Source organism: Pseudarthrobacter sp. NKDBFgelt (assembly GCF_046097905.1).
GTDB classification, from domain to species: domain Bacteria; phylum Actinomycetota; class Actinomycetes; order Actinomycetales; family Micrococcaceae; genus Arthrobacter; species Arthrobacter polychromogenes.
In genome coordinates, this window is sequence record NZ_JBJURL010000108.1 from 1 (window position 1) to 10,836 (window position 10,836).

11 protein-coding genes are annotated in these 10,836 nt (G+C 67.1%); 6 read left to right on the top strand and 5 right to left on the bottom strand.

Going from position 1 to position 10,836, the window contains the following annotated elements; translation table 11 throughout:
* The 4 genes from ACKAE7_RS19350 to ACKAE7_RS19365 form a co-directional block, all read right to left on the bottom strand.
* A partial coding sequence (locus tag ACKAE7_RS19350) for a hypothetical protein (RefSeq protein WP_408980039.1) occupies positions 1-922 on the bottom strand: 922 nt, incomplete at its 3' end.
* Positions 923-976: 54 nt separating this feature from the next.
* Entirely contained in the window at positions 977-2,041 is a 1,065-nt protein-coding gene (locus tag ACKAE7_RS19355; RefSeq protein ID WP_408980040.1) for a spore photoproduct lyase family protein, read from the bottom strand.
* A gap of 22 nt (positions 2,042-2,063) precedes the next feature.
* Positions 2,064-2,900: a phosphotransferase gene (locus ACKAE7_RS19360; RefSeq protein ID WP_408980041.1), complete on the bottom strand. Its 837-nt coding sequence runs from the start codon at positions 2,898-2,900 to the stop codon at positions 2,064-2,066.
* A gap of 3 nt (positions 2,901-2,903) precedes the next feature.
* On the bottom strand, positions 2,904-3,113 hold the full coding sequence (locus ACKAE7_RS19365; protein WP_190614693.1) for a hypothetical protein: 210 nt from the start codon (positions 3,111-3,113) through the stop codon (positions 2,904-2,906).
* Between the two features lie 176 nt (positions 3,114-3,289).
* Here ACKAE7_RS19365 and ACKAE7_RS19370 point away from each other — a divergent pair, with 176 nt between their 5' ends.
* Positions 3,290-3,664 (top strand): STAS/SEC14 domain-containing protein, encoded by a 375-nt coding sequence (locus tag ACKAE7_RS19370; RefSeq protein ID WP_188812586.1) that lies wholly within the window; start codon positions 3,290-3,292, stop codon positions 3,662-3,664.
* Here ACKAE7_RS19370 and ACKAE7_RS19375 read toward each other — a convergent pair.
* Positions 3,661-4,674 carry a LacI family DNA-binding transcriptional regulator gene (locus ACKAE7_RS19375; protein ID WP_408980042.1) on the bottom strand — a complete coding sequence of 338 codons (1,014 nt, stop codon included), beginning with the start codon at positions 4,672-4,674 and terminating at the stop codon, positions 3,661-3,663. The two genes, ACKAE7_RS19370 and ACKAE7_RS19375, sit on opposite strands and share 4 nt — an antisense overlap.
* 152 nt (positions 4,675-4,826) lie before the next feature.
* On the opposite strand from ACKAE7_RS19375, the gene ACKAE7_RS19380 reads away from it, so the two are divergent.
* The 5 genes from ACKAE7_RS19380 to ACKAE7_RS19400 form a co-directional block, all read left to right on the top strand.
* Positions 4,827-5,174: an L-rhamnose mutarotase gene (locus tag ACKAE7_RS19380; protein ID WP_188812589.1), complete on the top strand. Its 348-nt coding sequence runs from the start codon at positions 4,827-4,829 to the stop codon at positions 5,172-5,174.
* A 68-nt stretch (positions 5,175-5,242) separates the two neighbouring features.
* Positions 5,243-6,409: an L-rhamnose isomerase gene (rhaI, locus tag ACKAE7_RS19385; RefSeq protein WP_408980043.1), complete on the top strand. Its 1,167-nt coding sequence runs from the start codon at positions 5,243-5,245 to the stop codon at positions 6,407-6,409.
* A gap of 6 nt (positions 6,410-6,415) precedes the next feature.
* On the top strand, positions 6,416-8,452 hold the full coding sequence (locus ACKAE7_RS19390; protein ID WP_408980044.1) for a bifunctional aldolase/short-chain dehydrogenase: 2,037 nt from the start codon (positions 6,416-6,418) through the stop codon (positions 8,450-8,452).
* Positions 8,449-9,948: a rhamnulokinase family protein gene (locus tag ACKAE7_RS19395; RefSeq protein WP_188812595.1), complete on the top strand. Its 1,500-nt coding sequence runs from the start codon at positions 8,449-8,451 to the stop codon at positions 9,946-9,948. The genes ACKAE7_RS19390 and ACKAE7_RS19395 overlap by 4 nt, the downstream gene beginning before the upstream one ends.
* A 62-nt stretch (positions 9,949-10,010) precedes the next feature.
* Positions 10,011-10,836 (top strand): glycoside hydrolase N-terminal domain-containing protein (locus tag ACKAE7_RS19400; protein ID WP_408980045.1); only part of this gene is annotated, 826 nt, incomplete at its 3' end.

Genomic DNA, 10,836 nt, shown 5'->3' on the forward strand with positions numbered 1-10,836 from the left:
TACAGCAGGCTGCCCAGCTCATCGAGGCTAATCTCAGCGATTGGCTGAAATTGCGGCAGTGGGAGCCAGATGTTCTCTCCAGCAGGTACCCCGCCGGCAGTTCGCTGCTCCAGCGCCGCGGCTCGCGGACCACGAACTGCGTGGCCAGCTGCTCGGGGGTAAGAAGGCTGTTGGGCTCGGGCGACGGGCCCCATTGTCCGCTGCCGTGCGGGTACAGCGGATCCTGGACATGGACGCCCGTGACCGAGAACTCCGGGAACTGGGCGGGGTCGCCGATTGATTCGAAACCGCTCATCACCCACGCATGGCGGCCGCTCCACATGACCAGTCCCACCGGCCGGCCCGTGTCAGCGATGGCGCGTGCCGCCGTCTGGAGGGCAGACCCGTAGTCGGCGATGCTGACCACTTTGTACGGCCCCATGCCCACTTCCGTCAGCACCTGCGCCCAGCCGAGGGGGTTGGCGCCGTTGAAGGAATTGGAGGACCGTGCCCGTGCCATTTCCCACAGTTCACCCTGCTGGGCGGAATCGGCCCAGGTGCCGCCACCGGTGTCGTCAACGAGGTTGTGCGCCATCTGGATGCTCGCCGCAACGCACCAGTCAAAGGTGTACTGCGGCACGAAGTCACCCTCCTGGTAGAGGTTGAACGCGTAAGGCTGGGGGACCGGGGGTGGTGCGGGGGCCGGCGGCGGAGGTGCTGGTGTGGGCGTGGCGGTGGGAACCGGAGCGGTGGTCCCCTGCGGGGCGAGGGCAATGCCCGTTGCGGAGGGCTGTGCAGGGGAGGCAGGTGCCGGCTGTGCGGGGGAGGCCGGGACCGTTTGCCCGGCGGGCGCTTCGTTGACGCCGACGGCGGGCGCGCAGGCCCCGAGGCAGGTCGCCAGGGCGACGAGCCAGGCAAGGAGACGGGGACGGGCGCCGGTCATGATGGGATCAGTCTAGCGCGGGCCCCTCCCGCTGTCCGGTGGGGCCGCTTAGCCTCAGAACGCGTAGCGGACGCGGCAGTACGGCGCGATCTTTTCAATCAGCGCCGTCAGCTGGTTCACGTAGCGTGCCTTGGTCCCCGAGCGGTAGCGGACGTTGGTGAAGCCGTTGGAGGAGATCTTGGACTCCTGGAGGTCCGGGCGCCACAGCACATCCTCGGCCTGCGGATGCCAGCCGAGGTTGACCTCGTGCAGCCGCTCGTTGTGGGTCAGGAAAATGACTTCCGCCGCGAGCTGGGCTTTTGCGGCGGAGCTGAGGGTGCGGTCCAGCTGGCGCAGCAGTTCCGCCCAATCGCTGAGCCACGTGTCCGTGATGATGACGGGGGAGAAGTTCACATGCACCTCGTAGCCGGCATCAACGAAGTCATTGATGGCGGCCATCCGGTCGGCCACGGGGGAGGTCCTGACGTCGATGGACTTCGCCAGGGCCGCGGGCATGAGGGAGAACCGGATCCGGGTGTGTCCGCCGTGGTCCCAGCCGAGCATCGCCGGGTTGACGAACTTGGTGGCAAAGGACAGCTTGGCGGTGGGCAGGTCGCGGAAGAGCGTGACGAGGTCCTCCACGTTGTCGCTGATCAGGGCATCGACCGAGCAGTCGCTGTTCTCGCCGTTGTCGTACACCCAGAGCTCGGGGTCGCACTGGTTGGGCTCCAGCTTGATGCCCTGGCGGGTGACGTGCCGTTCAAGGGCCCTGGAAATCTGGTCGATGTTCGCGAACACGGTCACCGGATTGCTGTACCCCTTGTGCCGCGGCACGTAGCAGTAGGCGCATGCCATGGCGCAGCCGTTAGCTGTTGAAGGGGCAATGAAGTCAGCTGACCGGCCGTTGGGCTTGACGGACAGCGCCGTTTTGACGCCCAGGACCAGCGCCTCGGTTTTGATCCGGGACCAGCGCGGCACGTTCGTTTCCTCCCCGTGCAGCTCCGGGATGTTCCAGTGGCTGTCAACAAGCACGACGTCGGCGTCCGGCCAGCGTCCGACGATGTCCTTGCCCCGGGGCAGTTCCAGGGCGGCAGGTTGGGCATAGATGCGCCGGATCTGCAGCAGCCGGTTGAATTCCATGGCTCCATCCTCGCAGGAGGTCCTAGCCCGCCAGTATCCGCTCCAGCCGCTCCACTCCGGACTGCTCAAAGGCGGAGTCACCTATTTTGTGGGCCCAGACCACGGTCCCCAGGGCGTGGTTCAGGTTTTCCAGCTGCCACACGTCGGCTGCGGCGCTGTTGGGGTGCTTCCCCAACCCGCTGTAGAAGGCCTCCGCCAGGGCGGGGCGCCCCAGGAACTGCTGGTGGGTGAGGCGGACCAGGTCATGGACCCAGGGTCGGGCGTCGGCCCGCCCGAAGTCGATTACTTTGATTTTGCCCCCGTCCACCAGCCAGTTCCTGGGCTGGTAGTCACCGTGGGTGGTCACCAGCTCCACGGGGGCCGGTGTGATGCCGGCCAGTTCCCCAGCGGCCCGGGCGCGCAGGCCGGCGGCCAGGAGTCCTTCAGCCGAGCTGATGAGCAGCTGTGTCTGGTAGGCGATCTTCTTCGTATAATCGGCCGAGGTCCCGGCCGGGCGGTGCAGCCGTGCCAGGAGCGCTCCGGCCTGGCGGTACGTTTCGGGGCGGTACTCGGCAGCGGATCCACCCACCGGCGTTCCGGTCAGGAATTCCGTCACAAGGATTCCCGCCTCTGCCGAAGCCTGCCTGAGCACGGGGGTTGTGCCGTGAAGGCCGGGCAAGCCCGGGGCGAGGGCGGCGATCTCCCGCCCGATATGGTGGCTGGTGGTGCTGGCCTTGACGATGAAGCTCCCGCCGCCGGGCGTGGACACGTGGAGCACGGAGGTGTCCTGCAGGGGCCAGGAGTAGTCCTTGACCACCCTGAACGGGCCAAGCCAGGACCTCAGAAGCCGGTTCTGCTCATCTGTAACTGAAGCGGGCATCCATCAGGCTATGCTTTCCAGCGCCAGTTCCTCAACAGCAACCGCCAGGGCGCCCATGTCGAACCACTCAACCGGCAGCACGTCGTGGACGAAGGCATCAAAGTCGAAGGGGTGGCAGCGCCCGCCATGGTTCCAGTACAGGATCCAGAGGTCAACCAGGCCGCGGTCCTGCCGCTGCAGCAGGTCTCTGGCGGTGCGCCGCAGGTCATCCATAGCCAATCCTTGCTTCTGCTGCCGTCCGCCCACAAGGGCCGGTGCCAGCTGTTGGCGCAGGGACCAGGCCTTGCGGAGGGGCTGCGGGAGGGTGGGGCGGAAAAGCTACGGCATGATAGGAGGGTCATGCGGGTCTGCTCGGGTCATCGGGTTTGTTCAGGGGAGGGGAAGCAGGTTTGGAGCCTTTAACTGTCGACGGCGGAAAGGGGACGGTGGAGTTGCGTTCCGACGGCGTCATCCACCTGATCTGGGAACCCAAGGTCCGGATAGAGATCGAGGACGCGCAGGCTGCCATGGCGGCCGTCAACGAGATAGCGGGGGACCAGACGTATCCCATGCTGGTGGATATGGCGACCACCGAGGACGTCACCCGGGCGGCCCGCTCCGTGTTTTCCATCCCCTGCGCCGCCGACCGCATTGCGCTGCTGGGTGCCAGTCCGGTGGACCGGATCATCGCCAATTTCTTCCTTGGCGTGCATATCCCGCCATGTCCCACCCGCTTCTTTACCTCCCGGACCGAGTCGATGAAGTGGTTGCAGGCCGAAAACTAATTGGCTTTCGTGCTCTGCCGTACCACCAGTTCCGGCGTGAAGACCACCGAACGGTGCGTCGGGTTCCGGGATCCGACCTCTTCGGCGAGCAGCTGGATGGCGGTACGTCCCAATGCCTCCGTGGGCTGCCGGATGGAGGACAGCGGAACCACGGCGGAGACGGCGAAGTCGATGTCGTCGTAGCCGATCAGCGCGACGTCCTCCGGGATGCGGAACGTGTGGGTCATGGTCAGGGACTGCATCACGCCCAAAGCCAGGAGGTCGTTGGCGCAGAAGATGCCGTCCGGCAGTCCTTCACGGCCCCGCTCCACCAGCGAGTTGCCCACGCTGCGTCCGGCCAGGACCGTCTGCCCCTCGGACTCCAGCACCTCCAGCGTGGCGTCCGCTTCCTCCTTGACTGCACGCTGGGCGCCCTGGAAGCGGTCGGCAACCTGCCGGATGGAGGTGGGGCCGCCCACAAAGGCGAGCCGACGGCGGCCGGTGTCCAGCAGGTGCCGCGCTGCCAGGTACCCGCCGGCGTCGTCGTCCACAGCCACGGAACTGAACCTTGCCTCGTCCGCCAGCCGGTCCACCAGGACGGTGGGCACGCCGCGCTCGCGGAGGAGGTCCAGACGCTCGGTCACATCGCCCACGGGTGAGATCAGCAGGCCCTGGACCCGCTGTTCTTGGAAAAGGTCGATGTAATTGGCCTCGCGGGCGGCGTCGTGGCCGCTGTCTCCCAGCAGGACAGCACTGCCGTGGAGTGCGGCGGCGTCCTCGGCCGCACGCACGACGGCGGTGAAGAACGGGTTGCCCACATCCAGGACGATGAGCCCGATGGTGCGGCTGTGGCCCGCGCGCAGCTGGCGGGCGGCGTCGTTGCGGACAAAGCCAAGCTCGTCAATGGCCTTCAGCACGCGGTCCTTGGTCCGCTGCGAAACCCTGTCCGGGTAATTCAGCACGTTGGACACCGTGCCCACCGCCACGCTGGCATGGTTGGCGACGTCCTTGATACTGGCTGAACGATTCATGATTCTCCGTGCTGCTGCTGCTCTTTGTGGCACGCATTGAGCCCGGGGTGTGGACCGCGGGCGGGAATGCTTGACACCTGCTCAGATTCAAGAGTACTTTGAATCGTAACAATGAAACGATTCAAAGATCCGCGATTTCAGGAGAACCAAACATGAGGGTGTGTTTCCGCTCCTCGGTCCAGCCGGCCATGATCGACGAATACCGCCGGCGGCATGCCGCCGTGTGGCCGGACATGCTCCGCGCCCTCAAGGACGCCGGCTGGAACAACTACTCCTTGTTCCTCTCCGGGGACGGGCTCCTTGTGGGTTACCTGGAATGCGACGACTTCGACGCCGTCCGGGCACGCATGGCACTGACGGACGTCAACGCCCGCTGGCAGGCGGAAATGGCCACGCTTTTTGAAGACTCCGGGCAGGCTCCCGATGAAGGGTTCCAGGTCCTTGAAGAAGTCTTCAACCTTGACAGCCAGCTGGCGGCGGCCGAGTCCACCGCGAACTGACGCACACCGGCTCCAGCAGCGGGGCCCACACCACCGACCACAGCATCACGACACCGGAAAGAACCATCATGAATGACGTAGCAACGGCGCTGGGCAGGCTCGAGGAGCTTGCCATCGAGGTCCCTTCGTGGGCCTATGGAAATTCGGGGACGCGGTTCAAGGTGTTCGGCACGCCCGGCACTCCGCGCACCGTGCAGGAGAAGCTTGCGGATGCGGCGAAGGTCCACGAACTGACTGGCCTGGCTCCTACCGTTGCGCTGCACATCCCGTGGGACAAGGTGGATGACTACGCCGCCCTGAAGGAGTACGCGGCCGGTTTGGGTGTGGGCCTGGGCACGATCAACTCCAACACCTTCCAGGATGACGAGTACAAGTTCGGCTCCCTGACATCGTCCAACGAGGCGGTGCGCCGCCGAGCGATCGACCACCACCTGGAGTGCATTGAGATCATGCACGCCACGGGGTCCAAGGACCTGAAGATCTGGCTGGCTGACGGAACCAACTACCCGGGCCAGGATGACATGCGCGGCCGGCAGGATCGACTGGCCGAGTCGCTGCAGGAGATCTACGCCGCCCTGGGCGACGAGCAGCGGCTGGTGCTGGAGTACAAGTTCTTCGAGCCGGCTTTTTACCACACCGATGTTCCGGACTGGGGCACCTCCTACGCGCAGACGCTGGCCCTGGGCGAGAAGGCGTTCGTCTGCCTGGACACCGGCCACCATGCGCCGGGCACCAACATCGAGTACATCGTGATGCAGTTGCTGCGCCTGGGCAAGCTGGGCTCGTTCGACTTCAACTCGCGCTTCTACGCCGACGACGACCTCATCGTGGGTGCCGCGGACCCGTTCCAGCTCTTCCGCATCATGCACGAGGTCATCCGCGGCGGCGGGTTCGGCAAGGACTCCGGGGTTGCGCTGATGCTGGACCAGTGCCACAACCTGGAAGAAAAGATCCCGGGCCAGATCCGGTCCGTGCTGAACGTCCAGGAAATGACCGCCCGCGCCCTGCTGGTGGACACCGCAGCCCTGGCCGAAGCGCAGCGCGCCGGGGATGTCCTGGCGGCGAACGCAGTTTTCAACGACGCGTTCTACACCGATGTCCGGCCGGTCCTGGCCGAGTGGCGTGAATCCCGCGGGCTGCCCGCGGACCCGCTGGCCGCCTTCAAGGCCAGCGGCTACCAGAAGAAGATCAACGAGGACCGCGTGGGCGGCCAGCAAGCCGGATGGGGCGCCTGATTAGTTATGAGCAACAAGACTGTTGAAGACCTGATTTCCCGTTCCAACCGCCTGGGCGCGGACAAGCGGAACACCAACTTTGCCGGCGGCAATACCTCCGCGAAGGGCACCGAGAAGGATCCGGTGACGGGCGAGGACGTCCAGCTTTTGTGGGTCAAGGGCTCCGGCGGGGACCTGGGCACGCTGAAGGCGGAGAACCTTGCGGTGCTGCGCCTGGACCGGCTGAACGCTTTGAAGAACGTCTACCCGGGTGTTGAGCGTGAAGACGAAATGGTGGCCGCGTTTGATTACTGCCTGCACGGCAAAGGCGGCGCAGCCCCGTCGATCGACACCGCCATGCACGGCCTGGTGGACGCGGCGCACGTGGACCACCTGCACCCGGACTCCGGAATCGCCATTGCCACGGCTGTGGACGGCGAAGCGCTGACCACCAAGATCTTCGGCAGCAAGGTGGTGTGGGTGCCCTGGCGCCGGCCCGGGTTCCAGCTGGGCCTGGACATCGCCGCGATCAAGGACGCCAACCCGCAGGCCATCGGCACCATCCTGGGCGGGCACGGCATCACCGCCTGGGGCGCCACGTCCGAAGAAGCAGAGCAGAACTCGCTCTGGATCATCGAACAGGCCGAGAATTACATCCGGGACAACGGCAAGGCCGAACCCTTCGGGGCCAAGCTCCCCGGCTACGCAGCCCTGCCGGAAGCCGAGCGCCGCGCCAAGGCCGCATCGCTGGCACCGGTGATCCGCGGGCTGGCGTCCACGGACAAGCCGCAGCTGGGGCACTTCAGCGATGACGCCGTCGTCCTGGACTTCCTCGAAGCCGCCGAGCACCCGCGGCTGGGCGCCCTGGGCACCTCCTGCCCGGACCATTTCCTGCGCACCAAGGTCAGGCCGCTGATCCTGGACCTGCCCGCCGGCGCCTCGGTTGAGGACTCGATCGCGCGGCTGCACGAGCTGCACGCTGACTACCGTGAGGACTACCAGGCCTACTACAGCCGCCACGCGGATGCGGACAGCCCGGCGCTGCGCGGCGCGGACCCGGCGATCGTGCTGGTTCCCGGCGTGGGCATGTTCTCCTTCGGCGCCAACAAGCAGACCGCCCGCGTGGCTGGCGAGTTCTACATCAACGCCATCAACGTGATGCGCGGCGCCGAAGCCATCTCCACCTACGCACCCATCGAGGAGTCCGAGAAGTTCCGGATCGAGTACTGGGCGCTGGAGGAAGCCAAGCTGGCGCGCATGCCCAAGCCAAAGTCCCACGTCACCCGCATCGCGCTGGTGACCGGTGCGGCGTCGGGCATTGGCAAGGCCATCGCTACCCGCCTCGCCGCGGAAGGCGCGTGCGTTGTCATTGCCGACCTGAACCTGGAGAACGCCGAAAAAGTGGCCGAAGAGCTCGGCGGCCCGGACGTTGCTATCGGTGTGCAGGCAGACGTCACCAACGAGGAACAGGTGGCCGCAGCGATCGACGCCGCTGTCCTGGCGTTCGGCGGTGTGGACCTGGTGGTCAACAACGCCGGCCTGTCCATTTCCAAGCCGCTGCTGGAAACCACCGAGAAGGACTGGGACCTGCAGCACAACGTGATGGCCAAGGGCTCGTTCCTGGTGGCCAAGGCCGCAGCGAAGGTCATGATCGCGCAGGGCCTGGGCGGGGACATCATCTACATCTCCTCCAAGAACTCCGTGTTCGCCGGCCCCAACAACATCGCCTACTCCGCCACCAAGGCGGACCAGGCCCACCAGGTGCGGCTGCTCGCGGCCGAACTGGGCGAGCACGGCATCCGCGTCAACGGCATCAACCCCGACGGCGTGGTCCGCGGCTCCGGCATCTTTGCCGGCGGCTGGGGCGCCAAGCGCGCCGCCGTGTACGGCGTGGACGAGGAGAAACTGGGCGAGTACTACGCCCAGCGCACCCTGCTCAAGCGCGAGGTCCTGCCCGAGCACGTGGCCAACGCCGCCGCCGTGCTCACCGGCAACGAACTGTCCCACACCACCGGCCTGCACATCCCCGTGGACGCCGGAGTGGCCGCAGCCTTCCTGCGATGAGCACGTCAGCATCCCCTGCACAGGGACGTGTCGACGGCGGTTCGGTGTTCGCCGCCGTCGACATTGGCGCCTCCTCCGGCCGGGTCATCCTGGGCCGCGTCCAGGCAGGCGGCGAAAGCCGTGACAGCAGCGTGGAGCTGGAGGTGGTCCATCGCTTCCCCAACGGCGTGGTGGAGATCGACGGCGGCCTCCGCTGGGACTTCGACGCCCTCTTCGCCGAGGTGCTCACGGGCCTGTCGGCAGCGGCCACCGTCGCCGCCGCGCAGGGGGAGCAGGTGGCCAGCATCGGCATCGACACCTGGGCTGTGGACTACGGCCTGGTCAACGCTGCAGGGGAGCTGACCGCCCAGCCGTTCAGCTACCGCGATGACCGCAGCCGGACCGCTGTGGAGCCCGTACACCGGAAGCTGGACCCCGCGCGCCTCTACGGGACCACGGGGCTGCAGTTCCTGCAGTTCAACACCATCTACCAGCTGGCCTGCGAGAAGAACCTGGACGGGATGCAGGCACTCCTGATCCCGGACCTGATCGCGTTCCTCCTCACCGGGCAGCGCCGGACGGAGGCCACGAACGCTTCCACCACGGGCCTGTTCGACGCCGTGGCGGGGGAGTGGGCCACCGAGTTCCTCACCGCGCTGGGCCTGCGGAAGGACCTGTTCCCACCCCTGATCCAGCCCGGCGAAACCGTGGGCACCCTCCTGCCGGAGATTGCCGCACGGGTGGGCCTGCCGCAGGAAACCCGGGTGGTGGCAGTAGGCTCACACGACACCGCCTCGGCGGTCGCCGCGGTGCCTGCGACGGCAGACGACGGCGGGGAAAACTTCGCGTACATCTCCTCCGGCACCTGGTCCCTGGTAGGGCTCGAGCTCAAGCACCCGGTCCTCACCGAAGCCAGCCGCGAAGCAAATTTCACCAACGAACGCGGCGTGGACGGCACCATCCGCTACCTGCGCAACATGGGCGGGCTCTGGCTCCTTAGCGAATGCCAGCGGACCTGGGCGCAGGAGGGGTTCCGGCCGGAACTGACGGCGCTGCTCACCGCGGCGGCCGCGCTGCCGCCGGGAGGGCCGCAGATCAATCCGGACGATCCCTACTTCATCGCCCCGGACAACATGCCCGAACGCATCCGTGCCGCCGTGCGGCGCACCGGAGAGGTACTGCCCGACGACCCCGCCGCCATCACCCGCTGCATCATGGACAGCCTTGCCGCCGGCTACGCCCGCACCCTCCGGGACGCCGAACGCCTGGCTGACCGGACCGTGGACGTGGTGCACATAGTGGGCGGCGGTTCCCAGAACAGGCTGCTCTGCCAGCTCACGGCGGACGTCACCGGGAAGAAAGTGGTGGCCGGGCCCGTGGAGGCAACCGCGCTGGGCAACGTCCTGGTGCAGGCGCGCGCCACAGGGGCAGTCTCCGGGGAACTGGCCGACCTCCGTGCCCTGGTGGTGCACAGCCACGACCTACGGGTGTTTGTCCCGGAACTCTCGCGGCTGTAGCTGCTGTTCAGTGTGTGGCCTGACCTTCCCTTGTTCCCCGGCCGGCCCTAGGATCTGAACCCATGCCCCCAGAACACCTCCTTGCCTACGACGCCCCTGCTGCGCGGTGGCTGGAGGCCCTGCCCCTGGGAAACGGCAGGCTGGGCGCCATGGTGTTCGGCGGCAGCCAGGCGGACGCGGACGTGGAACACCGGTTCCAGCTCAATGACTCGTCCGCGTGGTCCGGGTCACCGCACAGCCAGGACCGGGAGCCCGTCTTCAGCCGGGAGGAGGCGGACCGGATCCTCACCGAAAGCCGCCGCCTGATCGGCGCCGGCGACTTCGCCGGCGCCGCGGGCACCCTGAAAAGCCTGCAGCACCGGCACTCCCAGGCGTACCTCCCGTTCGCCGACCTCTACCTCACGGCATCAGCCACGGCAGCAAACCCTGCAGCAGGCGAACGGGGAGACGGCGGCGCTCCCGGACAGCCGTCGTCGGGCTATCACCGCGGCCTGGACCTTGCCCGCGCCCTCAACACCAACACGTACCTCCTGGACGGCCATGCCGTCCGGGTGGAAGCGTTCATCAGCCACGATCCGTCAGTGCTGGTGGTTTCGCTGCGGACCGACGCGCCGCAGGGCCTCGACCTTGCCATACGCCTGGACTCCCCGCTGCGTATCCTCCGCCGCTCCGGCGGGGAGGGGAGCCTGTCCCTCCAACTGAAGATGCCCTCCGACGCGGCCCCGGCGCACGACGGCGGCGTGGTGGAGTACTCGGAGGACGATTCCCTCAGCATGCAGGGTGCGGTGGCGGCCACCTGGGAGCACGACGGCCGGCCCGTGCAAGGCCCAGCCGGCCCAGTGTCAGGGCACGACGACGGCCTGGCCGCCACCGGCGTCCGGCGCGCCG